Below are 24,485 nucleotides of genomic sequence, written 5' to 3'. Positions count from 1 at the left end.
AAAATGCTCAAAATTGCTTTAGATGCAATGGGAGGTGATTTTGCTCCCGAAGTCAATATTCTTGGGGCCATAGAAGCAGTCTCAGACAGTGAAATTGAAGTAATACTTGTTGGTGATGAGAAAAAAATAAATGAATTTTTAAAGGAAAAAAAGGATTTTAAAGGTAAAGTCTCTGTTTTAAATGCCGAAGACCAGATTCTCATGGATGAAAATGTCTCCACTGCCATCAGAAGAAAAAATACATCCATGAGAAAAGCCATAGAACTTGTAAAAGAAGGCAAAGCCAATGCTGTCTTAAGCGCTGGTAATTCTGGTGCAATGATGGCTCTGAGTTTTCTCTTATTAGGTAAACTGCCGAATGTTGACAGACCAGCTATTGCCACAGTGATGCCCTGTTTAAAAGGTCATTTTATTCTTCTTGATGCAGGTGCAAATGTGGACTGCAAAGCAGAACATCTGGTTCAGTTTGCCTACATGGGAGATGCATATCATAAAGCACTTTTTAATTCTTCCAACCCGAGAGTAGCACTTCTCAGTATTGGTGAGGAAGGAACAAAAGGAAATGAAGCAACAAAGGAAGCATTCAGAATTCTAAAGGATTCAAACCTCAACTTTATAGGAAATATTGAAGGGAAAGACATATTTTTTGGTTCAGCCGATGTGGTTGTATGTGATGGCTTTGTTGGCAACATTGTTCTTAAAGTAGGAGAAGGACTTGCAGAAGCGTTGATGAAGATGCTTAAGAGAGAGATTGCAGATGTAATAACTGGAAGACTTGGCTATATAATGATAAAGCCAGCGATAAAAAGTTTTCGAAAGAAGGTTGACTATTCAGAATACGGTGGTGCTTTATTGCTTGGGATTAATGGCACAAGCATAATATGTCATGGAAGGTCTTCAGCAAAGGCAATAAAAAATGCAATAAAAGTTGCCGCAGAAATGGCAAAAAAAGAAATCTATAGAAGAATCTCAGAAAGCTTACAAAATACGGAGGAGATGAATGAAAGCCAGAATAGTATCAACGGGCTCTTATGTTCCTGAAAAAGTTTTAACAAACCATGACCTTGAAAAAATGGTTGAAACATCAGATGAATGGATAACCGAAAGAACAGGAATAAAACAAAGAAGAATAGCCTCTCCAGAGCAGGCAACGAGTGATCTTGCCTATGAAGCTTCTGTTAGAGCTTTGCAAAGTGCAAACTTAACTGCAAAAGATATAGATTTAATAATCGTTGCAACAGTTACACCTGACATGCTTGTTCCATCCTCTGCCTGTATTCTTCAGATGAAACTTGGAGCAACCAATGCAGTAGCCTTTGACATAAATGGTGCATGTACCGGATTTATTTATGCTCTTGCTGTAGCAGAAAAATTCATAAAAACAGGTGCATCAAAAAGAGCTCTTGTAATAGGTGCTGAGACTCTCTCAAGATTCACAGACTGGACTGACAGAACCACCTGTGTTCTTCTTGCTGATGGAGCAGGTGCGGTTGTAGTTGAGCCGACAAAGAAAGACGAAGGGATTAAGATAATAGACATTTTTTCAGATGGAACTATGTGGGATTTTATTCACATGCCTGCAGGTGGCTCAAAAATGCCTGTTACTGAAGACGTGATTAAGCAGCGGCTTAATTTTATAAAGATGAGAGGCAATGAAACATTTAAGGTTGCGGTAAAAACCCTTGAAGAGATAGTTGACACAACATTAAAAAAAGGCGGTATAACCTCTTCAGAGCTTGCTCTTTTGGTTCCCCATCAGGCAAATATTAGAATTATTCAGGCAATGGCAAAAAGGCTTGAACTTCCAATGGAAAAAGTAATGGTAAATATTGACAAATATGGGAATACATCAGCTGCTTCAATTCCAATTGCTTTAGATGAGGCTAACAGGATGGGAAGAATTAAAAAGGGCGATTATATAATGCTTGCAGCTTTTGGAGCAGGGCTTACATGGGGTTCTGCTTTGATTAAGTGGTAGCTTATTTTTTCTTTTTGTTTTTTCTATATTTGCTCACATGCCATAGCCTGAGCAGGCGTTCAATTTTTTCTTTAAATAGCCATACTATCAACATTACAACTGCTGCAATTCCTGCGAGGCTTAAAAACTTTTCGTACTCATGATGTCTCAGATAGTCTCCACCAAGAGAAAGAAGAACTGTTCCAAGAAGTCTTCCAACTCCTGCAATTACCGTAAATTCAAGTACACTGAGTCTGCTTAATCCTAAAAAGTAACTCAGGTAATCTTTAGGAAATCCAGGAATGAGGAAAAGAAAAAATACTAAAAAAGCACCTTTATGATGCAGTAGGTAATCGAACTTGTTGAGTACTAAAGGGTCAACAACTTTTTCAACAAAGGGCTTTCCAAATACCCTTCCGAGAATAAAGGCAAATACTGAACCAAGGGTAAGCCCTATGGTGGACAGGACTATTCCACCGAATGTTCCATATAAATATCCACCGAGTAATCCGGTGACTTCACCGGGAATTGGAGCTGCCACAACCTGAAATGCCTGTAATAAAATAAAACCTACAAATCCTAATGGTCCGAGAGAGTGGATAAAATTTTTAAGCTTTTCTTCATTGAGAAATAGTTCAATAATTCCAAATTCATAAGCAAAAAATACAGATAAAGCTATAAGCACTGCCAAAGCAAAAAGCCTTAGCAGTGCTTTAAAAGTTATTTTATTTTTTACCACGGGATAGGAGTTCCATAAATGGAGTTATTAAATCTATTGGTAATGGGAAAAGAATTGTTGAATTTTTCTCAGAGGCAATCTCTTTTAATGTTTGTAGGTACCTAAGTTGCAGTGCTGCTGGCTCCGATGAAATAATTCTTGCTGCTTCTGTGAGCTTTTCTGCTGCCTGAAGCTCACCTTCTGCATGAATTATTTTTGCTCTTCGCTCTCTTTCAGCTTCAGCCTGCCTTGCCATTGCTCTTAGCATTTCCTGTGGCAGGTCAACATTTTTAACCTCAACTGCTGTTACTTTAATTCCCCATGGTTCTGTTTGAGCATCAATTACTCTTTGAAGTTCTGCATTAATCTGCTCTCGATTTGTAAGCAGATCCTGAAGTTCGCTTTGACCGAGAATGCTACGAAGTGTGGTCTGGGCAATCTGACTTGTAGCATAGTAAAAGTCTTCAACTGCTGTAACAGCTTTAATTGGATCGATTGGTCTAAAATATACAACTGCATTTACTTTTACAGAAACATTATCCTTAGTGATAATGTCTTGAGCAGGAACATCCATTGTGACAATTCTCAGACTGACTTTGACCATCTTGTCAATCACTGGCCAGATGAGAACAAGTCCCGGACCTTTTACAGGAATTACTCTTCCAAGCCTGAAAACAACACCTCTCTCGTATTCCTTGAGAATTTTAATAGCACTGCTAAGAATGTAAACAGCTAAAAATACAATTACAATCAATGTTAAAAGCGATGTCTCAAAAAACATAGAGCCTCCTTAAACTTTAAATCTGCCAATGGCAGTGTTTAACTCACTACCCAATCTTGCAATATCACTTGCTGTCTGGGCTGACTGGTCAACGGCAAGTGATATCTCTTTTGAACCTTCTGCAATGCTTCCAATATCCTGTGTAATATGGTCTGTAACTGAGCTCATCTCTTCTGTTGCTGATGCAATTTGCTGTATCATACCCTGAAGTTCCTGTGCCTTGCTAAATATCTGCCCAAGTATCTCAGCTGATTTGTTGCTAAGCTCAACCCCACTTGCCACCTTCTTTGTTGCATCTTCCATAGAACCCTCTGCCACATCAACTTCACTCTGTATTCCCCTTATCATCTCTGCTATCTCATCTGTTGCCTTTGCTGTTCTCTCTGCAAGTTTACGTACTTCATCAGCTACAACTGCAAAGCCTCTTCCCTGTTCACCTGCTCGAGCTGCCTCAATCGCAGCATTCAATGCCAAAAGATTTGTCTGATCTGCAATGTCTTTTATCACTGTTACAATCTCGCCAATCTGACGGGAACGGTCACCAAGTATATTTATCACTTCTGAAAGTTTGTTTATTGCGCCCTCTATTACTTTTATCTCATTGGCAGTGTTCATTGTCATGTCTCTTCCTTCTTTTGCCACATTGGCGGTTGTGACAGATACTTCTGCAATGTTTGATGCATTCTTTGCTATGTCAACAACAGTCTGACTCATCTCCTCTGCAGCAGAGGCAATCTGGCTGGCACGCTCTGTCTGTGATTTAAGATTTCTTGATATTTCCTCTGTTGTTGCAGAGAGCTGTTCTGAGGATGATGCAAGAGAGCTTGCAATTGTCTTTGACTCTGCAATGAGTTTCTTTATTGAAACTATTGCTTCATGAACTGATTGAGAAATCATGCCAAGTTCGTCTTTGCTCTGTGCTTTTATGTCAACTGACAAATCACCCTGTGCAACCCTTTCAAGAACTCCTTTGAGTTCTGTAACAGGTTTTTTAACTGAGCGGGAGATGAATGTGGCAAAAGCAGTGCCTATTAAAACAGAGGCAATTGTGAGAATAATGACGACAAGTATTTCTCTTGCCATAATTGAATTTATATCTGCAATTCTTGCATTAAGTTTTTTATTATGAAACACTACTTCATCATCCAGGGCTTTTTCAAGGCGAGCAAGTTTTGGTGAAAATTCACGATTAAAGAGCTCTATTGCTTCTTTGTTTTTACCTGCCATTGCAAGTTCAATTATTTTGTTGTTTGCCTGAGCTGCATCTTTTACTGCATCTTCAATATTTTTTAAAAGCTCTTCTCCTTCTTTAGTATGAGTTGTTTTTCTTATAGCCTCTATTTTTTCTTTATATCTGGCTCTGTTTTCATCAATGGCTTTTTTAAGCTCCTGTTTTGTTTTTAAATCTTCAGTAAGCATTATGTCCTTTACATCATCAATTACTCCAATAATAGCTCTTCTTACAGAGACTGCATTGTTCAACTTGTCAATTCTTTCGTCAATGTCTGTAATATTGGTTTTGATCGAGTATAACTGTAAAAGGGTTATAGCCCCTGATAAAACTAAGAGAAAAATAACAACACCGAACCCCACTGCAAGTTTTTTACCGATTGTAAGGTTTTTAAACACTGCCAACCTCCTTTTTTATTTCTAATTTTAAACCAATATCATTTATTTTTCAACTTTTTTCAGTTTTCTGAAAATTGCCGACAGAGAAGCTCGCTTTTACTTCCTGAGAGATTACTTCATCGCTTACGCTCCTCGCAATAACAGGAGATGTAAGGTTTTGTTAACTCTTTCAATACTTTCAAATATTTCAGTTGTTTGATTTTTTAGCCTCTATTGTTTAAAAATATTGAATAATGAGAATAGAACTTATTGATAAGATAAAAAAAGTGTTATCAGAAAATGAACATATTATATTTGCCTATTTATTTGGTTCTTTCATGAAATCTGAGATTTATAATGATATTGATATAGCCGTATACTGCAATGAACCACTGGAAAATCCATTTGAAGTGACATCAGACTTGAAAATGGCTTTATCTGAAGCTACTGGGCTTTATCCTGATTTTTTTGATATAACTCTTATAAATTACAGCCTTAAATCGGACAGAGCAGACTCTTTGCTGATTCTCTATGAGATATTTAACGGTTTTCTTCTGCTTGATAGAAATCCTCACTTAAGAACCAGTTTAATAGAAAAGATATCGCTTCAATTAAGAGAAATAGAAGGCATCCTTAAAGAGGTTTTTGCATGAAACTGGATTTAAATAGGATTGAAAAATATCTACTTGAAATAATTGAAAATACAGGAAAAATTGAAGCCATTTTAGGAAAAACAAATATAGAAGAAAAATCTTTAAACGAAATAAATATCCTTGCATTAAAATATCTTGTGATTGAAATTTCTGAGGCTATGGCAAATGTCCTACAGCATCTTCTTGCAAAACAATACGGTATAGCAGTAAAGGGATATCTTGATACAGTTAAAAAAGCACATGAAAAAGGTATAATTTCAAACGAGTTAATAAAAAAACTTAAACCTTTTTTTGACTTCAGAAACTCTCTTATCCATAGATACTGGGTAATTGACGATGCCACTTTTCTTAAAAATTTGTCCAAAGGATACAATGATCTCTCTGATTTCTGCGTTGAAATAAAAAATTTTTTGAAAGGAGGAAGTTTTGATGGAAATACCACTCAATAAAACGCCTGGATCTCCAGAAGAAAGGAAGGAACTTATTGGAGATATTATAAAGCAACAGGAAGAACTTTTTGCACAAAGCATTGGATACATCCAAAGATTAATGATTCAATATTTAATTGATCGTGGCTATACCTCAGACAATATTGAGCTTAACAGAGGCTATGAAGTGAATGTTTCTGCGAAAGAAAAGTTTGTAACCAGTGTAGATATACTTATCAAGCTACAGGAGAAGGTCATATATGCGATCAAATGCACTCCAGCAAGTATTGAGTCATGGGAAAGATTTATGCTTGCCTTTTGCAGGGTTGTTGAGCCCTATCAGATTCCTTTTGCCATTGTTACTGATGGGCAGGAAGGAATATTGATAGATGTGCTCACAGGACAGGTTATAAAAACAATGGAACTACCAAGCAAAGATGAATTGCTAAATCTTTTGCCATCAATAAAATTCATTCCCTACAGCGAAGAAAAGCTTCCAAAGGAAAGAAGAATACTTTATGCCTTTGATGCTATAAAATGCTGTCCAACCTGTAACATATGAGAACCCTGAGGTTAGCACTCTGCCAGATAAATCCTGTTGTTGGAGATATTGAGGGAAACCTTCAAAAGATCCTTTTTTACATTGATAAAGCAGTAGCTGAACAAGCAGAGATTATCGTATTTCCCGAGCTTGCTATGACCGGATACAATCCTGAAGACCTGCTTTTTTATCCAGCCTTTATAAGAAAAGCAGAGGATGCATTAGATGAGATAGCAAAAAAGGTGAAAGATTTTGTTTTAGTTGTTGGTTTGCCAGTAAAGAAAGATGATCTTTATAACTCTGCTGCTATCATTTCAAATCAGAGCGTGATTGATTTTTATCATAAGATTTATCTTCCCAATTACAGTGTTTTTGATGAGATGAGATATTTTAAGCCCGGAAGCAGAACTCCAGTTTATGAATACGATGGTGTGTTTTTTGCTGTTAACATCTGTGAAGATATCTTTCATCCCTCTCTCCCAGGTCTTATTCAGGCAGCAACCGGTGCAGAATTGATAATAAATATAAGTGCATCCCCCTTTTATGCTGGAAAATACCAGAGAAAAACTAGAATGCTCACAACACGAGCATATGACATGGGAGTTTATGTTTGCTATTTAAACATGGTTGGTGGACAGGATGAAACAGTCTTTGATGGAAGAAGCCTTGTTATCTCGCCATCTGGAGAGATTCTTGTAAGAGGCAAAGCATTTGAGGAAGATTTTATAGTTGCTGAGATTGACATGGAAGAAGTAACAAGAACAAGACTTCGTGAGCCAAAGATAAGATGGGAAGGTGATTTTGAAGATAGAGAAGTTATTAAAATTCCATTGAAAAGAAAGAAAAAAACAATTCCAAGCCTGTTAAAATCAGGCAGGAAATCCATCCAGATACATGAAATGACAGAAGAAGAGGAGATTTTCAAAGCTCTCACCACAGGATTGAGAGATTATGTTACCAAGAATGGCTTTAAAAGAGTATGTCTTGGTTTAAGTGGAGGAATTGACTCTTCCTTTGTGGCATTAATTGCAGTAGAGGCATTAGGCAGGGATAGAGTTACAGGAGTTTTTATGCCTTCAAGATATACATCAAGGGAAAGCAGAGAAGATGTTTATGAGCTTGTAAAGAATCTCGGAATTGAATTGATTGAAATTTCAATAGATGACCTATTTGATGAGTATCTTAAGTCGCTTGCAGACACTTTTAAAGACCAGCCTCAGGATGTTACTGAAGAAAACATTCAGAGCAGAATACGTGGAAATATTCTTATGGCACTCTCAAATAAATTTGGATGGCTTGTGATAACCACAGGAAACAAATCAGAACTTTCAGTTGGTTATGCAACTCTTTATGGTGACATGGCAGGCGGATATGCAGTAATTAAGGATGTTTATAAAACTCAGGTTTACAGAGTTGCAAAATGGGCATCACTTGGAAGAATCCCTGAAAGAGTATTTACAAAGCCACCTTCAGCAGAGCTAAAGCCCGGGCAGAAAGATCAGGATACTCTGCCACCCTATGAGGTGCTCGATAAAATTTTATATCTTAATATTGAAAAATGCATGGGAGAGGATGAAATCGTTGAATACGGGCTTGACAGAGAAACAGTTAAAAAAGTATTGAATATGGTAAAAAGAGCAGAGTTTAAAAGAAGACAGGCACCCTTAGGCATAAAAGTATCTCCTGTATCTCTCGGCAAAGACTGGAGATTTCCTATCACGAATAAATTTGGAGGGTAGGGGATGCAGCAGAAAAAATTATTTGGAGAAAAGGAAAATCTTGTTAGTTTAAGAGAAGCAAGTTTATGGGCTTCTCAATATTTAAACCGAAAAATTAGTATTTCAAATATCTCTTATTTGATTCAGTATGGAAAAATAAAAAAATATGGCAATCATGGTAATCCATTAGTAAAAATTGAGGAACTAAAAGCTTATTATGATTCTGTCTATGAAAAATATAAATGGGCTGCGTTTGGAGAAGATATAAACTGGCATCTTTCATTTGTTCAGTATAAAGAATCAGAAAGAACAAAGCATGTTCACCGTTTACATCCTTATAAAGGTAAGTTTATACCACAACTTGTTGAATATTTCCTTGATTCCCATACAGATGAATTTAAAAAGAAAGTATATTTTCAGAAGGGTGATATAGTTTTAGACCCTTTTTGCGGAAGTGGTACAACATTAGTTCAAGCCAATGAATTAGGAATACATGCTATCGGAATAGATATTTCATATTTTAATTCTCTAATTTCAAATGTAAAAGTTATGAGGCACAACTTAAATTTAGTAAAGGAAATAATTGATGAATTGAGCTTAAAATTTGAAGAGTTTCGAAAAAATAAAAAATACATTGTTTTTGAGGAAGAATTGTTGCTTGAGTTAACTAAATTCAATAATATTTACTTCCCTTCACCAGATTACAAAAGGAAGATTTCAAAGGGAATAATAAATGAAGATGAATATGCCCAAAAAAAGGAAAAAGAATTTCTGAGTATTTATAATGCATTACTTGAAAAATATCAAATTAAAATAAAACAAGATAAAAGTGAGACTTTTATGGATAAATGGTTTTCAGAACCTGTGAGGCAAGAAATAGATTTTTTGGCAAGCGAAATTAATTCAATAAAAAACAACGATGTTAAAAATGTTTTATTTATTATACTAAGTAGAACTGCTCGTTCTTGTAGAGCAACAACGCATGCTGACTTAGCTACTTTGAAGGAACCTGTATTTACAACATATTATTGTAAAAAACACGGGAAAATCTGTAAACCACTTTTTTCAATAAAAAAATGGTGGGAATATTACACAAAGGATACATTAAAAAGGCTTAAAGAGTTTGATAAATTAAGAACCGATACTTTTCAAATATGTTTAACAGGTGATAGCAGAACAATTGAAATATATGAAGAGGTGAAAAAAATAAATCCTGAGTTTGCAAAAGTTTTATCAAAGCAGAAAATAAAAGGGATATTTTCAAGCCCTCCTTATGTAGGCCTTATTGATTACCATGAGCAGCACGCTTATGCATATGAAATATTTGGATTTAAACGCATGGATGAATTAGAAATAGGACCATTATTTAAAGGACAGGATGAAGAGGCAAAAAATTCTTATGTAAACGGAATAGCAGAAGTTCTTAAAAATTGCAAGAACTATCTTCAAGATGACTATGATATTTTTTTAGTGGCTAATGATAAATTTAACCTTTATCCTAAAATTGCTGAGCTTGCAGGTATGAGGATAGTTAATGAATTTAAACGTCCTGTTTTATGTAGAGTAGAGAAAAATAGAGAAACACCTTACATAGAAACAATATTTCACTTAAAAGAAAAGTGATATGAATCTTACAGAAGAGCAAATTAAAAAGATTGAAAACACAATTAAGCAAAGCCTGCGAAATAAATTTCGAAGATACAAGCCAGAATCAAAAAATATGCCCTTTCATTACCGTCTGCTTGGTCGTGATAGAATGGCACTTTTTTCTTTTATTCACTCTTTAAATACTACTTTTGGCACTTCAATTTTTGAGCCGGTTGCAGAAACATTGGCAAAATTGAACTTCCCGAGGGCAAAGAGACAGTTCATAGCAGGCGATACTATAAGTGAAGCAGAACAGATTGAAATTCAACGCATTATGAATGACCTTACAATTGGAAAAAATCCAGATAAAAATGATGAAATTACTAGAATAAGGAAAGTTTGCAGACAGGGTAAGATTAACAGGATAAAAACAGTAAAAGTTGATTTATTCGTGGAAGACGAAAACGGTGTTTCTTATCTATTTGACATAAAAACAGCAAAACCCAATATAAGTAATTTTAAAGATTTTAAAAGAACATTGCTGGAATGGGTTGCTATTTATCTATCAAAGTATCCTGACAAAGAAGTTCACACTTATATTGCGATTCCCTATAATCCCTATGAGCCTAAACCATATGAAAGATGGACACTTAAAGGAATGCTGGATTTAGATAATGAGTTAAAGGTTGCAGATGAATTCTGGGATTTTATTGGAGGTAAGGGAGCCTATGAATTAATTTTAAAATGCTTTGAAAAAGTGGGAAGAGAATTAAGACCAGAAATAGATGCATACTTTGCAAAGTTTAGATAAATAACACAGATTTAACTGAATCCTATGATGAATAAGTCCATAAAGTCGAAAGTTCTCTATGGCTTAATACTGCTTATCATTTTTCCCCTTTTAGGACTTTTGCACCTTTCATTAGAGAAGTTCTACTTAAATTTTAATTCCTATCGAGATCTGGAAAGATTTATTCACAACCTTGACTTGAGCTCTGGCATACTACATCTAATTGAAGAACTGCAGAAAGAAAGAGGAAAATCTCATATATTACTTGGAAGTTTGAAGGAAAAAGATAAAAAGGAATTGGAAATTCAGTATCAAAATACTGAAAATTTAATTAAAAAACTACAATTCAAATATGACATTTTTCAGAAGTTTCCAAAACTTACTGAATTAGAAAACATAAGAAAAAGAGTTTTATCTCTCAGTATAAAACAGGATGCAGTCTATTCTTTTTACACTGATCTTATAGAAGACATAATTTCCTATGAGTATGAAACTGTTAAATCAATCAATGACTTGGTTATCTACAATAGATTTTACTGTCTAATTCTCATTCAGGAGTTGAAGGAAAAAATGGGACAGGAGAGAGCAATTATAGCATTCTCAATCTCAAAAGGAACTACAACAGAGACAGTACTGGAGGAACTCAAAGAAATTAAATATACGAGAAATCTAATTGAAAAGAAATTTCTATTGCTGGCCTCTGAAAATGTAAAAGATAGTTATCTTAAACTAAAAAAGGATTTAGATTTATCATCTGAAATAGAGAGGATTATAAAAAATCCAAAACATGAACTATCGGTGGAAGAATGGTGGAATATAGCTACAGATAGAATTAAAAAGATGGAGCAAATTCATGATATGGTTGAGTCAGAAATACTTGATAGGATGAAAACACTTACAAAAAAATCAAGAGATGCTCTTATTGTATCAACCATTCAGCTTTTTCTTGCAATTTTTTTAACTCCAGTTGTTGTACTTAAGTTTAAAAAATTTATTGAAAAACATATTTTCTTTGATCCTTTAACAAATCTGCCTAATAGAAAGTTTTTTATTGAGTATTCTCGTTTTTTAATTGAAAGAGCTGAGCGTTATTCTGAGCCTCTATCTCTTCTTTTACTTGACATTGATAATTTTAAGCAAATAAACGATACCTTTGGACATTCCTTCGGTGACAGGATTCTATTTGAACTTGCTGATACGATTAGGAAAAACATCAGAAAATCAGATTTTCCTGCAAGAATTGGCGGAGAGGAGTTTGTTGTAATATTTCCAAATACGGACTTGAAAAGTGCTTTTATAGTCTCAGAGAGGATAAGACAGAGTTTTGAATCATTAAACATCAGGAAAGATGAAAAGTCAGTTAAAACTACTCTGAGCGGAGGACTGATAGGATACAGAAAAAACATGACCATCGATGATTTATTGAAACTTTCAGATTTAGCTTTGTATAATGCAAAGAATAGAGGTAAAAACAGAATAGAGAAATATGAAGAAAATTAAAAGGTTTTTGGAGGAATATTTTATGAGGTTTGTCATAACCCTTGCAATTATGCTTTTTACAGTATTCTCTTTTAATGAATCCATGGCTCAGACACAGGTTCAGGTCACAAAAGATAAAACGCTTCAGTATGCAAAGCCAAAAAAACCTGTTAAAATAAAACTTCACAGGGATAAAAAGGGTGAATACAGCTGGGACATTACAGGTGAAAGTGTTGATGATGTTATCAAGGCTGACAGGCGTCTGAGACAGTTGTTGAAAGAGGAATAGAGATATCCATGCACAATAATCAAATTTGAACTTTGAACTTTGAATCGCCCGCAGGGCGGTTGAATCGCCGAAGGCGGCTGAATCGCCCGTGAGGGCTAAATTAATGGAGGAAGAGATGCCTCAGGCAAGATTATATATAGTCTCAACACCAATTGGTAATCTTGATGATATAACATTAAGAGCACTTGAAACACTTAAGAAAGTTGACTTTATTGCCTGTGAAGATACAGAACACAGTCTCAAGTTGCTCAATCACTATGGAATAAAAAAGCCTCTCATAAGTTACTGGTCTGAGAAAGAAAAGGTTCGGGCTGAGGAGATAATTGAAAAGATTCACTCAGGACACTCAGTAGCACTGATAACTGATGCTGGAACACCTGGAATTTCAGATCCGGGAGCAGTTGTCATAGGAAGGGCAATTGAAGAGGAAATAGAACTTATACCTATTCCCGGTCCAACAGCTCTAATAACTGCATTAAGCATTTCAGGATTGAATACAGAGGAGTTCACCTTCATAGGCTTTCTTCCTGTCAAGCAGTCTCAAAGAAGAAAAAAACTCCTTGAACTTAGTTCAGAAAAAAGAACACTTGTTTTCTACGAAGCACCTCATAGAATAATGCAAAGCCTTGATGACATGCTTGAAGTCTTTGGAGACAGACGCGTATGTGTAGCAAGAGAGCTCACTAAAATGTTTGAGGAAGTTTTAAGAGGCAAGCTTTCAGAAGTTATTGAAAAGCTTGAAAACTCTAAAATTGCAGGTGAATATGTTATAGTAGTTGAAGGTGCTTCTGAGTCTGTTCAAAGCGTTGAAGAAGCCCTAAAAGAAGTAAAGGAGCTTATGAAAAAGGGTAAAGGAAGAAAGGAAGCTGTTAAAATAGTATCAGAGCTTTACAATTTAAGTAAAAAAGAGCTCTATGAAAAAAGTCTCAAGATGGACAATATTGAATGAAAGCTGCATATCTAATTAAGCCTAATAAAATAGAGATTATGGAAAAACCAATCCCTACTATAAAGGATGGAGAGGTTCTGGTTCGTATAAAAGCTGCTCTTACCTGTGGAACTGATTTAAAAGCCTACTTAAGAGGACATCCCCTTATTCCAATGCCAGGACCATTTGGACATGAATTTTCAGGAATAATTGAAGATGTTGGAAGCAGTGTAAATGGTTTTAAAAGAGGCGATGCTGTTATGCTTGTTCATACAGCACCCTGCGGAAACTGTGCATACTGTAAAAGAGGACTTTTCAATCTCTGTGAGACGCTGACAAAAGATATGATGCTTGGTGCTTTTTCTGAATACATAGTTGTAAAAGAGAGAGTTGTAAGGCAGAATATGTTTCATAAACCAGAGAACATAGATTTTGAGGAAGCTGCCTTTCTTGAGCCACTTTCCTGTATAGTTCATGGAGTTAAGGCTCTGTCTCCATCAGAGGAAGACAAAGTTCTTGTAATTGGCACAGGTCCTGTGGGACTTCTTTTCCTTCAGGTTTTAAAAAGCATTGGTGTTAGTGTAGCAGTAATGGGAAGAAATAAAAATAAGATTGCTTTGGCTAAAACCCTGGGTGCTGATAGAGTTTATTACTCAGGTGAAGACCCTTTAGATTTTACAGATGGTTTTGGCTATGATAGAGTTGTTGAGTGCACAGGCCAGAAAGAGATTTGGCTTAAATCAATAAACTATGTGAGAAAAGGTGGCACAGTGCTGCTTTTTGGAGGATTGAAGACAGGCACAGAGGTTTGTTATGATGCAGCACGAATTCACTATGATGAGATTACCCTAAAGGGAGCTTTTCATTATAATCCCGAGGATGTAAAAGAAGCAGCTAAGTTAATTCAATCAAGAAAGCTTAGACTTAAAGAGTTGATAACTGATAAGTTTCCGCTTTCTGAGATTTCTCTGGCTTTTGAAAAACTATCAAGAGGGGAGGGAATTAAGTATCTAATTGAGATATGAGAAAAATCAGCAGGGAAGAGATAGTAAAAACAGTAAAAAAACTTTACCTGGATGCAGCAGTTTTCCTACCTGAGGATGTTTCAGAGGCATTAAAAAGAAGTTATGAATTTGAAACAGGGTTAGCAAAGGATATACTTAAACAGATTATTGATAATCAGAAAGTGGCTTCAGAGGACAAAATTCCTCTATGTCAGGACACAGGAGTAGCTGTTATCTTTGTTGAATGGGGAACTGAGGTTTTGTACGAAGATGGTGATCCTATGGATGCCTTCAATGAAGGTGTAAGGCTTGCTGTAAAGGAAGGATATTTAAGAGCTTCTGTTGTAGATGACCCTGTTTTTAATAGGATAAACACAAAGGACAACACACCCTGCATTGTTCATTTTGAGCTTGTAAAAGGAGATAGAGTAAAAATAGTAGTTGCACCAAAGGGAGCGGGAAGTGAAAACATGTCTGCCCTCAGGATGCTCAAACCTGCTCAGGGATTAAAGGGAGTAAAGGATTTTGTTATTGAGACAGTGAAAAATGCAGGAGGCAATCCATGTCCTCCAATAATAGTTGGAGTTGGGATTGGAGGAAATTTTGAAAAATCAGCAATTTTAGCTAAAAAAGCACTACTCAGAAAAGTTGGGGAACCAAATAAAAATCCAGATTATGCCCGTCTTGAGCAGGAACTTCTTAATGAAATAAACTTACTTGGTATTGGTGCGATGGGGGTTGGAGGAAGAATTACTGCTCTGGCTGTTCACATTGAGTATGCACCCTGTCATATTGCATCACTTCCTGTTGCAGTAAATATTCAATGCCACTCTGCAAGACACAAGGAGGCAGAGATATGAGTTTAAAAACAGGAGGTTTTTAAGATGAGAAAAATAAAACTTACAGCAGAACTTATACCTGCAGAAGAAGGAGGCTATATAGTTTACTGCCCCGAGTTAGACATTACAACTGAAGGAGAAACAATAGAAGAAGCCATCTATATGATTAAAGATGCTGCAAAAGCATATATAGAAGTTGTGGGTCTTGAGAATATTCCACATTTCTCTAAAGAGATAATTAAGGAAGAATAGGAGAGAATATGAATAAGATCGTCATAGAGACACCACTTACTGATGATATTGTTGAAAATTTAAAAGCAGGGGATATGGTTTTAATAAATGGTTATGTTTACACAGCAAGGGATGCAGCCCATAAAAGGCTTATAAAATTGATTAATAATGATGCACCTTTACCTTTTGACTTAAAGGGTCAGATTATATACTATGTAGGTCCAACACCTGCACCTCCTGGTAAGGTGATAGGCTCAGCAGGTCCAACAACTTCATCAAGGATGGATTCATATACTCCCCTTCTTCTTTCACTTGGACTTAAGGGAATGATTGGTAAAGGACAGCGTTCAGAGGAAGTAAAACAGGCTATTCAGAAGTATAAGGCTGTTTACTTTCTTGCAACAGGTGGAGCAGGAGCACTTCTAAGCAGACACATAGTATTAGCAGAAGAGATAGCTTTTCCTGAATTAGGGACAGAATCAATCAAGAGATTGCTTCTTAAAGATTTCCCTGTAATTGTGGCAATTGACTGTCATGGAGGAGATATTTTTAAGAGATCAATTTGATTTCAGACTTTTTAAAAGTCTCTCCTTTACTCCGATTAATGTAAGCCCTACAACTTCTCCTGTTGATTCAATATACCTTATAATTGCTCCTTCTCCTATATCAACACCTACTGCCTTTTGAGGTTCGCCTATACTTATGTATAGGACATCTGCTTCCTCATCGTAATCCCAGTTAAGATTCTCTGTTTTTTCAAGTATTTTTATTGTTTCCATATTATTTTCCTCCTTTCTGAAGGTTTATTGGTATAGTAAGCCGTAATTACAAAACCGTCAAAACTTTCAATCTCTTTATATATTACCACTAAATATTTTGATGTAAGTGGTGTTTCTTTATAGAATTTTATTGCAATAAGTTCACCAAAGTCTCCTTCCTGGATTATTTCAGGCTCTGCTATAGTTTCAAGAATTCTTTCTTTCTGGTCAATTAATTCAGGGTGTCTTGATATGATATGGCACCACCTTTCCTTAGTTAATCTTATTGGTATATTGTTTTTTGATTTTATAATTATCATTCTTTGTAATGGTTGTTTTATTTTACAATAAATCTCTTTTTAATCTCCTCAAGTGCCTGATCTTTGTTTGAAATTTTTCCTGCTAAAACAAGGATTTCTATCCTGTCAAGTATTTCGCCAACAAGCGGAGATGGCTCAAACCCCAGTGAAATTATATCTTCGCCTTTGATAATGGGAAGCTTTTTCTTGTTTTTTAGGTAAATTTTTTTATAAAACTCCTCAATCTGATCGTAAAACCATTTTCTTGATTTTTTTAATGGATCCTTACTCATTCCATATACGAGAGCTGGATAAAGAATGGTTTCAAAGTCTCTTATGAATTGAACCTTATCAAGCAAGGTCTCTATTTTTCTTATTCTTGCTCCTGCCTGAATTAAATCTTCAACAAATCTTTGTTCTTTTCTTGCTGGTTTTATTTGTTTTATCAGTTCAGAGGTGAGAAAATCAAAGAGACAGGCAAACTTAAAACAACTTAAATTCTTCACTTCTCTTTTTGAATTCATTAAAAGTTCCTCAGCACTCTTAAGGGCTTCAATATCAGGCTTTATTTCAAGAAAATCTCGGGTTTTAAAAATAGCCTTAAATATCTCATCTTCAATCATAAGTTGAACAGTTTTGAAACTTTCAGGCACTGAAAAAATCTTCCATAGTTCATCTTTAATTCTTTCTCTTGCTGTGATTTTCATTAAATGAGCATTATTTTTTAGAGCCTGTCTTGTTTTTTCTTCTATTTCAAAACTAAGTGTAGCATGAAATCTATAAGCTCTGAGCACTCTTAAAGGATCTGCTTTGAGATTTTCCTCATTGACCATCCTGATTAATCTGTTTTTTAAATCTTCTTGTCCTCTGAAAGGATCAATTAATCTGTCACACTCTAAAGATGTTGCCATTGCATTTATGGTAAAATCTCTTTCTGCTAAATCAGCCTCAATTGAGTTGCCTCGCAGTTGAGCAAAGTCTATGGTTAGTTCATCTTTTACAACTCTGCCAATCAAGAAAACTTCATCAAGTAAAACAAAGCTTCCATTGATTTTTTTTGCAAATTCTCGGGCAAGTTCTATGGTATCAGTTGCTACGGCAAAATCGATATCCTTTATTTCACGCTCAAGCATTACATCTCTTACAGTTCCACCAACAAGGTAAGAGCTTTCATAAAGATTTTTTTGTTTTAGAAAGTTTACAACTTCATTAAAATATGGATTTTCTCTCAATTTTTCAAACATATCTCACCTCGTGTTAATTATAAAAGTTACAGGTCCATCATTTACAAGGCAGACATGCATGTAACTTCTAAAAACTCCCTCTTTGACAGAAATGCCAGTATTTTTGAGCGCCTCAATAAAATATCTGTAGAGTTTTTCAGCTTCCTCAGGTGGCATTGCTCTGTCAAAGGAGGGTCTGTTACCCTTTTTACAATCTCCTGCCAGTGTGAACTCTGAGACAACCATTACTTCACCACCTGCGTCCTTTACTGAAAGATTCATTTTACCGAGGGAGTCTTCAAAAATTCTCAGATTAACAGTTTTATTTGCAAGATATTGTGCATCTTTTTCTGTATCTTCCTTTTCTATCCCAATAAAAACAACAATGCCTTTGCCAATTTCTGACACTATGTTTCCTTCAACTTCCACACTTGCCCTTTTTACTCTCTGTATTAATCCTGTCATTTATGTTAATATATCATACCATGTTTGAAGAAGTTTCTAAAATTTTAGTGGTCGATGATGAAACTGTTAATCTGGAGTTAATATCTGCGATTTTTATAGACTCTCCAAATATCATGATTCTTACAGCAAGTGATGGGCTTGAGGCAATGGAAGTCCTGAAAAATCACACTCCTGATGTTATTGTCCTTGATATAAGAATGCCAAGAATGGATGGTATAGAAGTTTTAGATGCTCTGAAGTCTGATCAATCAACTTCCCATATTCCTGTTGTAGTTCTTTCAGGAGACGAGAAAGAAAGAAAAAATGCTTTAAAGCACGGAGCAAATGATTTCATTCCAAAACCCTTTGATGCAGAAGAGTTAAAACTGCGGGTACTTAACAATCTTCAGGTAAAAAAGTATCAAGATTTAATAAAAAATATAAACGAAGTTTTACAAAAAGAGGTAATGAAAAAAACAAAGGAACTCAGAGAGGCACTGGAACTTGCAAGAGAGGCAGAGTATGAGATGGTTGTAAAACTTGGTATGCTTTCTGAATTCAGGGATGAAGAAACAGGTCAGCACATCAGAAGAATAAGCCATTATTCTAAGTTGCTTGCTCAGCTTGCAGGCTTGTCGGAATTTGAACAAAATATTTTATTCTACGCCTCTCCTTTGCATGATGTTGGTAAAGTCGGGATACCAGACAGTATTCTAAAAAAGCCTGGACCTTTGACATCTGAAGAGTTTGAATTAATGAAACTTCATACTGTAATTGGTGGAAAGATTTTAACCTCTGATCCAAGATTTATTACACTTCATGCAGGAAAAATAATTGCAGAACAGCATCATGAAAAATGGGATGGTTCTGGATATCCGAAAGGGCTTAAAGAACGAGAAATACACATTTATGCAAGAATTGTTGCAGTATGTGATGTCTTTGATGCAATGACATCAGACAGAGTTTACAGACCTGCTTTTACAGTAGAACAAACCCTTGAGATTATGAAAAAAGGCAAAGGAAGTCACTTTGATCCTCAATTAATAGAGATTTTTTTCAACAATATTGACGAATTCATTAAGATTAGAGAAACATTCAGAGATTAGTTCAATTCTACAATAAAGTTATCAATTAGTCTTGTATCACCTATTTTTAAAGCAATTGCAAGTAAATATCTTTTTTGTTTTTCCTTAACTTCTTCAAGCGTCAGTGGATCAAAAACACCTGCATACTGAATTTCTCTAACAAGAGGTTCCTTTTTAAGAATTTTTAACATTTCAAGTGTTACATCCGATGGATTTATTCCTTGTTTTAAAAGTTTTTCCCCTTCCTGCAAAGCTTTATATATAACAGAAGCTGCTTTTCTCTCTTCTTCATTTAGGTACAGATTTCTTGAGCTCATTGCAAGACCATCATTTTCTCTAATTGTTGGACATACAATGATTTCAATATCAAAGTTTAAATCATCAATCATTCTTTTAATTATCAGTGATTGTTGATAGTCTTTCTGCCCAAAATATGCTCTGGAAGGTCTCACAATGTTAAAAAGTTTACATACTATTGTAGCTACTCCCCGAAAATGACCTGGTCTAAATTTTCCACATAATTTATCACTAAGTCCTTCTACTGTGACATAGGTGCTGTATCCCTGAGGATATAGAGATTCCACATCAGGTAAAAATAGATAATCAATCTCCATTTTTTGAAGTTTTTCTTTGTCTGATTCTATGTCTCTCGGATATTTTTCATAGTCTTCTCCTGGAGCAAACTGTGTTGGATTAACAAAAATGCTCACTACAGTAGTATCATTTTCCTGTTTTGCTCTTTTTATCAGTGAAAGATGTCCTTCATGAAGTGCGCCCATTGTGGGAACAAATCCTATAGATTTTCCCTTCGCTCTTAAATCTTTTGTTATCTCTCTCATTATTCTTGGAATTCTTATTATTTCCATTTTTCAGACCACTAAATTGATTTCAGAAAAATTATTATAACTCAATTTTACATCAAACAGGCAACTTTGCTATACTCATTTTTATGTTTTTTCTTAAAAAATTTTTAACTTCTTTGATTTTACCGCCTGGAATTTTGATAGTTCTATTTCTTTTATTGGCATTACTGGAGAAGAAGAGGAAGTTTGTTCGTTTTTTAGCAGTTTCATCAGCTATATTTGTATATTTAATATCTATTGAACCTGTAAAGGATTTACTTTTATATCCTCTTGAGGTAAATTACACAATTACTGATAAATTAAATGCCAATGCCATTATTATACTTGGAGGGGGTATACGTTCAAAGGATTCATTAACTGAAGATACAGCAAATCGTTTATTGGCTGGGTATAAACTATATAAAAAAACTAAAATTCCTGTTATTGTTTCAGGTGGTGCAGTGGAAGGTAAAATTTCAGATGCTTCTGCAATGGCTTCAATGTTAAAAGAATTGGGGGTTGAACCTGAAAAAATTATTGAAGAAGATAAAAGTAGAGACACATATCAGAATGCCCTATATGTTAGTGAGATATGTAAAGAAAGAAACTTTAGAAAAGTAATAGTTGTCACCTCAGCATATCACATGAAAAGGGCAATGAAACTTTTCAAAAGAACAGGGCTTGAAGTTATACCATATGCTGCAGATTTCAAAAGAAGCAATTACTACAATATTTACAGTTTTCTGCCTAAATTTAGTAACTTTGCGATTTCCTCGAAAGCGATAAGAGAGTATATTGCGTTAATAGTAAGCTGAATTTTGAGTTCAGCTTAATTATTTGACAAATAAAAGGTTTTTAAGTTATTTTATAATTTTAGCTCGTAATTAAAATTAGAGGTGAGGTATAAAGATGAAAACAGCTTTTGTTAAAAAAGAAGAGGTTAACAGAAATTGGTGGATTGTAGATGCAAATGGGCAGACTCTTGGAAGATTTGCATCAAGAATTGCAAAAATTTTAATGGGTAAACATAAGCCAACTTACACTCCTAATGTGGATAATGGAGATTTTGTTATAGTCATTAATGCTGACAAGATCAAAGTAACAGGGAAAAAACTTACTGACAAAATTTATTATCAACATACGGGTTACATCGGTAATTTGAAAGCAGAAACACTTAAAGAAAGACTTGAAAAAGAGCCTGAAAAAGTCATTGTTGACGCTGTATGGGGTATGCTTCCAAAAACAAGATTGGGTAGAAAGATGATAAAAAAATTGAAAGTTTACAGAGGTTCAGATCATCCTCATACTGCCCAGAAACCTGAACCTCTAAAAATAAGTTAATTTTTGAGGTGAAGATAATGGCTGAAAATTTAGCTGCAGGAAGAAGAAAAAGATCCGTTGCACGAGTAATCTTATTACCAGGCACAGGAAAAGTTATTGTTAACGAAAAACCAGTTGAAGAGTATTTCCCAAGAGAAACTCTTAGAATGATACTTATGCAACCCTTTCATGTAGCAGGAGTAACTGGTAAGTATGATGCAATTGTTACTGTTAATGGTGGTGGATTGAGCGGTCAAGCTGGTGCAATAAGACACGGAATTGCAAGAGCTTTGGTTGAACTCAATCCAGACCTTAAACCAAAACTAAAGAAAGAAGGACTCCTTACAAGAGATCCAAGAGAGGTAGAAAGAAAGAAATACGGTCAACCAAAGGCAAGAAAGAGATTCCAGTTCTCCAAGAGATAAAATGCTCAGAGTTTTCATATGTGGTGGTAGTGGTTACACAGGAAGTGAGTTATTACGAATTCTTGCCTTACATGATGAAATTGAAATAGTCGGGGTTACCAGCGAAAAATCAGCAGGGTTAAGCGTTTCAGAGCTTTTCCCTGCTTTTTTTATTTATAGAGAACTTAAATTTGAAAATCTGCAAATCGAAAAAATAAAAGATAGAGCAGATGTTTACTTTCTTGCCCTTCCCCATGGAAAGTCTCAACAGGTTGCAGCAGAACTTATTCAGGCTGGCAAGAGAGTTATAGACCTCTCTGCAGACTTCAGAATAAAGGATTCACAAATCTATACCCTCTGGTACAAAACTGAACATGCTTTTCCCCATTTACTTAAAGAGGCAGTCTATGGATTGCCAGAGATATACAGGGAAAAGATTAAAAATGCAAGGCTTATTGCAAATCCAGGCTGTTATCCAACGAGTGTAATTTTGCCTCTTTATCCTTTTCTGAAAAAAGGTTTGATTGAAGGGGATACCATAGTTGTTGATTCAAAATCTGGAACTTCTGGCGCCGGTAGAAAGGCAGAGGTTTCTTTAAGCTATTGTGAAGTAAATGAAGACTTCAGAGCATACAATGTGGCAAAACATAGACATACTCCTGAAATTGAACAGGAACTGAGTTATGCCTCTGAAAGAAACATAATCATTGACTTTACTACCCATCTTTTGCCATTAAACAGGGGGATTCTGTCAACTATTTATGGGAAATTAAATAAAAATATCACAACAAAAGAAGCTTTAGAAATACTTGAGGAAGCCTATCATAGTGAGCCCTTTGTTAAAATTATGCCAGAGGGTCAGGTACCTGCCATAAAATATGTTAGAGGTACGAATTACTGTTATATAGGCGCTACAGTTAATCAAAGAACAGGAAGAATAATTCTCATATCAGCTATAGATAATCTTGTTAAAGGAGCTTCAGGACAGGCTGTGCAAAATATGAATATAATGTTTGGTATTGAAGAGACAAAAGCACTTAAAAATCTTGCACTGTCTCCGTAATAACTCCACCACCTAAGACTATATCATCACTGTAGAAAACAGCACTTTGCCCGGGTGTTGGTGCAAATTGGGGTGATTCAAATACTACCTTAGCTTTTTCATTAACTATTTTCACTACTGCCTTTTCAGGTTTCATGGCATAACGAATTTTTACCTCACAGCTTAATTTGTGTTTTTCAAGTTCAACAAGCCAGTTTAATTCATTTACATAGAATTCTTTCATAAAGACCTTTTCTTTTGTATCAACATATACAGCATTTTTTGAAGGATCAATTTTTACAACATACAAAGGATATTGAGAGGAAACACCTATTCTTTTTCTCTGTCCAATTGTAAAAAGATGAATTCCCCTGTGCTGTCCAATTATCCTTCCAGTGGATGCTTCAATTATAGGTCCCTGTGTTGCTGGCTTAAACATCTCATAGTATTTTCTGTTTTTAAGAAAGCAAATTTCTACACTTTCCTCAGCAATTTTTGAAGGAATATGAGATTGTTTAGCAATCTCTTTAACTTCCTGTTTTGTTAATTCTCCAAGAGGTAGAATAAGTTGAGACAGAAAAAGTTTGTTTATTCCATAGAGAAAGTAAGATTGATCTTTATTTCTATCTAATCCTCTAAGGAGAAAGTAATTGCCATTTTTTTTAATTACCCTTGCATAGTGACCTGTGGAAAAATAGTTTGCCCCTATTTTATCAGCGATTTTTTTTAGTGTTGGGAATTTAATGTAGCTATTGCAGAGAATACATGGATTAGGGGTAATCCCTCTTCTGTATCCATCAAAAAAAGGCTCAATTACATATTTTTTAAAATTATCTCTTAGGTCCTCAATATGAAGCTTTATTCCGAGAAAATTAGCTGTTTTCTTTGCAAGTTCTATGTTTGGAGGATTGTCAAAGAGAATAAAAAATACTCCTTCAACAGCCATTTCTTTTTTCATAAGCAAATAGGCTGTCACAGATGAGTCAACACCACCGCTCATTGCAACGACTACTTTTTCCATCTCTACATGATATAATTTATTATAAACTTTTGGAGAGGTGCCAGAGTGGACGATTGGGGCGGTCTCGAAAACCGCTGTGGGGTCACTCCCACCGGGGGTTCGAATCCCTCCCTCTCCGTTATTCAATAAATTTTTTTATAATTTTTTCTTCGTATTCAGGAAAGTCTTCAGGATAAAAGGGGCGTTTTCTTCCAATATTGAATTTAAGAAGTTTAAAATTAAGTTCTCTAATTTTCTTTATTCTTTCTTCATCGTCATCTATTGTTTTTAGAAGTTCTTTTAAATCTATGATTTCCTTTCTTATTTCCATCTCAGGAGGAATACAGCCTGCATTTTTCAAAATTTTATAAGCCAGTCTTAAATCTTCAGGAACCCAGCTATAATCTTCTATTTTTAAAGGCTTCCCCTTATTAGGAAGGTCATCAAAAAGCCCCTGTTCAATTGCTTCCCTGATTCTTTCTTCAGCAATTTTTTCAAATATGTCCATTAATTCTAT

General features: G+C 35.2%; 30 protein-coding genes and 1 tRNA gene. 21 read left to right on the top strand and 10 right to left on the bottom strand.

Annotation, left to right across the window (positions count from 1 at the left end):
- Positions 1-3 precede the first annotated feature (3 nt).
- Both plsX and TAGGR_RS09685 read left to right on the top strand, forming a co-directional pair.
- Positions 4-1,041 carry a phosphate acyltransferase PlsX gene (gene plsX / locus TAGGR_RS09690; protein WP_059177164.1) on the top strand — a complete coding sequence of 346 codons (1,038 nt, stop codon included), beginning with the start codon at positions 4-6 and terminating at the stop codon, positions 1,039-1,041.
- Positions 1,001-1,978 (top strand): beta-ketoacyl-ACP synthase III, encoded by a 978-nt coding sequence (locus tag TAGGR_RS09685; RefSeq protein ID WP_059177163.1) that lies wholly within the window; start codon positions 1,001-1,003, stop codon positions 1,976-1,978. The genes plsX and TAGGR_RS09685 overlap by 41 nt, the downstream gene beginning before the upstream one ends.
- A gap of 1 nt (position 1,979) precedes the next feature.
- Here TAGGR_RS09685 and TAGGR_RS09680 read toward each other — a convergent pair whose 3' ends face one another.
- From TAGGR_RS09680 to TAGGR_RS09670, 3 genes are read right to left on the bottom strand one after another with little or no spacing between them, the layout of a single operon-like run.
- Entirely contained in the window at positions 1,980-2,696 is a 717-nt protein-coding gene (locus tag TAGGR_RS09680; RefSeq protein ID WP_059177162.1) for a TVP38/TMEM64 family protein, read from the bottom strand.
- Positions 2,683-3,456 (bottom strand): slipin family protein, encoded by a 774-nt coding sequence (locus TAGGR_RS09675; RefSeq protein ID WP_059177161.1) that lies wholly within the window; start codon positions 3,454-3,456, stop codon positions 2,683-2,685. Before TAGGR_RS09675 ends, TAGGR_RS09680 begins: the two co-directional genes overlap by 14 nt.
- Positions 3,457-3,465: 9 nt before the next feature.
- Positions 3,466-5,085: a methyl-accepting chemotaxis protein gene (locus TAGGR_RS09670; RefSeq protein ID WP_059177160.1), complete on the bottom strand. Its 1,620-nt coding sequence runs from the start codon at positions 5,083-5,085 to the stop codon at positions 3,466-3,468.
- A 233-nt stretch (positions 5,086-5,318) separates the two neighbouring features.
- On the opposite strand from TAGGR_RS09670, the gene TAGGR_RS09665 reads away from it, so the two are divergent.
- The 13 genes from TAGGR_RS09665 (at position 5,319) to TAGGR_RS09605 (ending at position 16,117) form a co-directional block, all read left to right on the top strand.
- Entirely contained in the window at positions 5,319-5,717 is a 399-nt protein-coding gene (locus TAGGR_RS09665) for a nucleotidyltransferase domain-containing protein (RefSeq protein WP_059177159.1), read from the top strand.
- Complete coding sequence (locus TAGGR_RS09660) at positions 5,714-6,166, top strand: DUF86 domain-containing protein (RefSeq protein WP_059177158.1); 453 nt, start codon at positions 5,714-5,716, stop codon at positions 6,164-6,166. The genes TAGGR_RS09665 and TAGGR_RS09660 overlap by 4 nt, the downstream gene beginning before the upstream one ends.
- Positions 6,147-6,707: a type I restriction enzyme HsdR N-terminal domain-containing protein gene (locus TAGGR_RS09655; RefSeq protein WP_059177157.1), complete on the top strand. Its 561-nt coding sequence runs from the start codon at positions 6,147-6,149 to the stop codon at positions 6,705-6,707. The genes TAGGR_RS09660 and TAGGR_RS09655 overlap by 20 nt, the downstream gene beginning before the upstream one ends.
- Entirely contained in the window at positions 6,704-8,425 is a 1,722-nt protein-coding gene (locus TAGGR_RS09650) for an NAD+ synthase (protein WP_059177156.1), read from the top strand. Before TAGGR_RS09655 ends, TAGGR_RS09650 begins: the two co-directional genes overlap by 4 nt.
- 3 nt (positions 8,426-8,428) lie before the next feature.
- A complete protein-coding gene (locus TAGGR_RS09645; protein WP_059177155.1) occupies positions 8,429-10,027 on the top strand; it encodes a DNA methyltransferase in 1,599 nt (532 codons plus the stop codon).
- Position 10,028: 1 nt separating this feature from the next.
- Complete coding sequence (locus TAGGR_RS09640) at positions 10,029-10,802, top strand: TdeIII family type II restriction endonuclease (protein ID WP_059177154.1); 774 nt, start codon at positions 10,029-10,031, stop codon at positions 10,800-10,802.
- A 99-nt stretch (positions 10,803-10,901) separates the two neighbouring features.
- The gene (locus tag TAGGR_RS09635) at positions 10,902-12,281 is read left to right on the top strand and encodes a diguanylate cyclase (protein WP_161936220.1); all 1,380 of its coding nucleotides are present in this window, start codon (positions 10,902-10,904) and stop codon (positions 12,279-12,281) included.
- 22 nt (positions 12,282-12,303) lie between these two features.
- Positions 12,304-12,549 carry a hypothetical protein gene (locus TAGGR_RS09630; RefSeq protein ID WP_161936219.1) on the top strand — a complete coding sequence of 82 codons (246 nt, stop codon included), beginning with the start codon at positions 12,304-12,306 and terminating at the stop codon, positions 12,547-12,549.
- A gap of 103 nt (positions 12,550-12,652) precedes the next feature.
- Positions 12,653-13,498, top strand: coding sequence for a 16S rRNA (cytidine(1402)-2'-O)-methyltransferase (rsmI, locus tag TAGGR_RS09625; RefSeq protein WP_059177151.1), 846 nt, complete (start codon positions 12,653-12,655; stop codon positions 13,496-13,498).
- The gene (locus TAGGR_RS09620) at positions 13,495-14,502 is read left to right on the top strand and encodes a zinc-dependent alcohol dehydrogenase (protein WP_059177150.1); all 1,008 of its coding nucleotides are present in this window, start codon (positions 13,495-13,497) and stop codon (positions 14,500-14,502) included. The genes rsmI and TAGGR_RS09620 overlap by 4 nt, the downstream gene beginning before the upstream one ends.
- Positions 14,499-15,341, top strand: a complete 843-nt coding sequence (locus TAGGR_RS09615) for a fumarate hydratase (RefSeq protein WP_059177149.1) — start codon at positions 14,499-14,501, stop codon at positions 15,339-15,341. Before TAGGR_RS09620 ends, TAGGR_RS09615 begins: the two co-directional genes overlap by 4 nt.
- A 24-nt stretch (positions 15,342-15,365) precedes the next feature.
- The gene (locus TAGGR_RS09610) at positions 15,366-15,572 is read left to right on the top strand and encodes a type II toxin-antitoxin system HicB family antitoxin (protein ID WP_059177148.1); all 207 of its coding nucleotides are present in this window, start codon (positions 15,366-15,368) and stop codon (positions 15,570-15,572) included.
- A gap of 8 nt (positions 15,573-15,580) precedes the next feature.
- Positions 15,581-16,117 carry a Fe-S-containing hydro-lyase gene (locus tag TAGGR_RS09605; protein ID WP_059177147.1) on the top strand — a complete coding sequence of 179 codons (537 nt, stop codon included), beginning with the start codon at positions 15,581-15,583 and terminating at the stop codon, positions 16,115-16,117.
- Here TAGGR_RS09605 and TAGGR_RS09600 read toward each other — a convergent pair.
- Genes TAGGR_RS09600 through dtd form a run of 4 tightly spaced genes read right to left on the bottom strand, consistent with a single transcriptional unit; the run spans position 16,109 to position 18,296 of the window.
- A complete protein-coding gene (locus TAGGR_RS09600) occupies positions 16,109-16,330 on the bottom strand; it encodes a DUF2283 domain-containing protein (protein WP_059177146.1) in 222 nt (73 codons plus the stop codon). The genes TAGGR_RS09605 and TAGGR_RS09600 overlap by 9 nt on opposite strands.
- Positions 16,318-16,629, bottom strand: a complete 312-nt coding sequence (locus TAGGR_RS09595) for a hypothetical protein (protein ID WP_059177145.1) — start codon at positions 16,627-16,629, stop codon at positions 16,318-16,320. Before TAGGR_RS09595 ends, TAGGR_RS09600 begins: the two co-directional genes overlap by 13 nt.
- Positions 16,630-16,646: 17 nt before the next feature.
- Positions 16,647-17,852 (bottom strand): CCA tRNA nucleotidyltransferase, encoded by a 1,206-nt coding sequence (locus tag TAGGR_RS09590; protein WP_059177144.1) that lies wholly within the window; start codon positions 17,850-17,852, stop codon positions 16,647-16,649.
- A 3-nt stretch (positions 17,853-17,855) separates the two neighbouring features.
- Positions 17,856-18,296, bottom strand: a complete 441-nt coding sequence (gene dtd / locus TAGGR_RS09585) for a D-aminoacyl-tRNA deacylase (protein WP_059177143.1) — start codon at positions 18,294-18,296, stop codon at positions 17,856-17,858.
- Between the two features lie 20 nt (positions 18,297-18,316).
- Between dtd and TAGGR_RS09580 the strand changes: the two genes are divergently transcribed.
- Complete coding sequence (locus TAGGR_RS09580; protein WP_059177142.1) at positions 18,317-19,381, top strand: HD domain-containing phosphohydrolase; 1,065 nt, start codon at positions 18,317-18,319, stop codon at positions 19,379-19,381.
- On the opposite strand, the gene panC is transcribed toward TAGGR_RS09580, so the two are convergent.
- A complete protein-coding gene (gene panC, locus TAGGR_RS09575) occupies positions 19,378-20,226 on the bottom strand; it encodes a pantoate--beta-alanine ligase (RefSeq protein ID WP_059177141.1) in 849 nt (282 codons plus the stop codon). The genes TAGGR_RS09580 and panC overlap by 4 nt on opposite strands.
- A gap of 83 nt (positions 20,227-20,309) precedes the next feature.
- On the opposite strand from panC, the gene TAGGR_RS09570 reads away from it, so the two are divergent.
- The 4 genes from TAGGR_RS09570 (at position 20,310) to argC (ending at position 22,989) form a co-directional block, all read left to right on the top strand.
- Positions 20,310-21,017, top strand: a complete 708-nt coding sequence (locus TAGGR_RS09570; protein WP_059177140.1) for a YdcF family protein — start codon at positions 20,310-20,312, stop codon at positions 21,015-21,017.
- 94 nt (positions 21,018-21,111) lie between these two features.
- On the top strand, positions 21,112-21,543 hold the full coding sequence (gene rplM / locus TAGGR_RS09565; protein WP_059177139.1) for a 50S ribosomal protein L13: 432 nt from the start codon (positions 21,112-21,114) through the stop codon (positions 21,541-21,543).
- Between the two features lie 17 nt (positions 21,544-21,560).
- Complete coding sequence (rpsI, locus tag TAGGR_RS09560) at positions 21,561-21,947, top strand: 30S ribosomal protein S9 (protein ID WP_059177138.1); 387 nt, start codon at positions 21,561-21,563, stop codon at positions 21,945-21,947.
- A gap of 1 nt (position 21,948) precedes the next feature.
- On the top strand, positions 21,949-22,989 hold the full coding sequence (gene argC, locus TAGGR_RS09555) for an N-acetyl-gamma-glutamyl-phosphate reductase (RefSeq protein ID WP_059177137.1): 1,041 nt from the start codon (positions 21,949-21,951) through the stop codon (positions 22,987-22,989).
- Here the strand turns inward: argC and mnmA are convergent.
- A complete protein-coding gene (mnmA, locus tag TAGGR_RS10335; RefSeq protein ID WP_269083332.1) occupies positions 22,964-24,043 on the bottom strand; it encodes a tRNA 2-thiouridine(34) synthase MnmA in 1,080 nt (359 codons plus the stop codon). The two genes, argC and mnmA, sit on opposite strands and share 26 nt — an antisense overlap.
- Here mnmA and TAGGR_RS09550 point away from each other — a divergent pair.
- A tRNA-Ser gene (locus TAGGR_RS09550) sits at positions 24,021-24,107 on the top strand. The genes mnmA and TAGGR_RS09550 overlap by 23 nt on opposite strands.
- Here TAGGR_RS09550 and TAGGR_RS09545 read toward each other — a convergent pair.
- Complete coding sequence (locus TAGGR_RS09545) at positions 24,108-24,476, bottom strand: DnaJ family domain-containing protein (RefSeq protein ID WP_059177136.1); 369 nt, start codon at positions 24,474-24,476, stop codon at positions 24,108-24,110.
- Positions 24,477-24,485: the final 9 nt, after the last annotated feature.

Source organism: Thermodesulfovibrio aggregans, assembly GCF_001514535.1.
In the GTDB taxonomy this organism is placed as follows: domain Bacteria; phylum Nitrospirota; class Thermodesulfovibrionia; order Thermodesulfovibrionales; family Thermodesulfovibrionaceae; genus Thermodesulfovibrio; species Thermodesulfovibrio aggregans.
Note: the sequence above shows the minus strand (reverse complement) of the source record. Positions and strands in the feature narration are given on the sequence as shown.

Bases quoted from the DNA above. Each gene is read 5' to 3' on its own strand.
- TAGGR_RS09545 (WP_059177136.1), bottom strand. From the start codon at position 24,476: ATGGACATATTTGAAAAAATTGCTGAAGAAAGAATCAGGGAAGCAATT.
- rpsI (WP_059177138.1), top strand. From the start codon at position 21,561: ATGGCTGAAAATTTAGCTGCAGGAAGAAGAAAAAGATCCGTTGCACGA.
- TAGGR_RS09685 (WP_059177163.1), top strand. From the start codon at position 1,001: ATGAAAGCCAGAATAGTATCAACGGGCTCTTATGTTCCTGAAAAAGTT.
- dtd (WP_059177143.1), bottom strand. From the start codon at position 18,296: ATGACAGGATTAATACAGAGAGTAAAAAGGGCAAGTGTGGAAGTTGAA.
- TAGGR_RS09605 (WP_059177147.1), top strand. From the start codon at position 15,581: ATGAATAAGATCGTCATAGAGACACCACTTACTGATGATATTGTTGAA.
- rsmI (WP_059177151.1), top strand. From the start codon at position 12,653: ATGGAGGAAGAGATGCCTCAGGCAAGATTATATATAGTCTCAACACCA.
- TAGGR_RS09630 (WP_161936219.1), top strand. From the start codon at position 12,304: ATGAGGTTTGTCATAACCCTTGCAATTATGCTTTTTACAGTATTCTCT.
- TAGGR_RS09590 (WP_059177144.1), bottom strand. From the start codon at position 17,852: ATGTTTGAAAAATTGAGAGAAAATCCATATTTTAATGAAGTTGTAAAC.
- TAGGR_RS09610 (WP_059177148.1), top strand. From the start codon at position 15,366: ATGAGAAAAATAAAACTTACAGCAGAACTTATACCTGCAGAAGAAGGA.
- TAGGR_RS09640 (WP_059177154.1), top strand. From the start codon at position 10,029: ATGAATCTTACAGAAGAGCAAATTAAAAAGATTGAAAACACAATTAAG.
- TAGGR_RS09645 (WP_059177155.1), top strand. From the start codon at position 8,429: ATGCAGCAGAAAAAATTATTTGGAGAAAAGGAAAATCTTGTTAGTTTA.
- TAGGR_RS09620 (WP_059177150.1), top strand. From the start codon at position 13,495: ATGAAAGCTGCATATCTAATTAAGCCTAATAAAATAGAGATTATGGAA.
- rplM (WP_059177139.1), top strand. From the start codon at position 21,112: ATGAAAACAGCTTTTGTTAAAAAAGAAGAGGTTAACAGAAATTGGTGG.
- TAGGR_RS09570 (WP_059177140.1), top strand. From the start codon at position 20,310: ATGTTTTTTCTTAAAAAATTTTTAACTTCTTTGATTTTACCGCCTGGA.
- TAGGR_RS09595 (WP_059177145.1), bottom strand. From the start codon at position 16,629: ATGATAATTATAAAATCAAAAAACAATATACCAATAAGATTAACTAAG.
- plsX (WP_059177164.1), top strand. From the start codon at position 4: ATGCTCAAAATTGCTTTAGATGCAATGGGAGGTGATTTTGCTCCCGAA.
- TAGGR_RS09665 (WP_059177159.1), top strand. From the start codon at position 5,319: ATGAGAATAGAACTTATTGATAAGATAAAAAAAGTGTTATCAGAAAAT.
- TAGGR_RS09600 (WP_059177146.1), bottom strand. From the start codon at position 16,330: ATGGAAACAATAAAAATACTTGAAAAAACAGAGAATCTTAACTGGGAT.
- panC (WP_059177141.1), bottom strand. From the start codon at position 20,226: ATGGAAATAATAAGAATTCCAAGAATAATGAGAGAGATAACAAAAGAT.
- TAGGR_RS09660 (WP_059177158.1), top strand. From the start codon at position 5,714: ATGAAACTGGATTTAAATAGGATTGAAAAATATCTACTTGAAATAATT.
- TAGGR_RS09675 (WP_059177161.1), bottom strand. From the start codon at position 3,456: ATGTTTTTTGAGACATCGCTTTTAACATTGATTGTAATTGTATTTTTA.
- TAGGR_RS09650 (WP_059177156.1), top strand. From the start codon at position 6,704: ATGAGAACCCTGAGGTTAGCACTCTGCCAGATAAATCCTGTTGTTGGA.
- TAGGR_RS09580 (WP_059177142.1), top strand. From the start codon at position 18,317: ATGTTTGAAGAAGTTTCTAAAATTTTAGTGGTCGATGATGAAACTGTT.
- TAGGR_RS09615 (WP_059177149.1), top strand. From the start codon at position 14,499: ATGAGAAAAATCAGCAGGGAAGAGATAGTAAAAACAGTAAAAAAACTT.
- TAGGR_RS09655 (WP_059177157.1), top strand. From the start codon at position 6,147: ATGGAAATACCACTCAATAAAACGCCTGGATCTCCAGAAGAAAGGAAG.
- argC (WP_059177137.1), top strand. From the start codon at position 21,949: ATGCTCAGAGTTTTCATATGTGGTGGTAGTGGTTACACAGGAAGTGAG.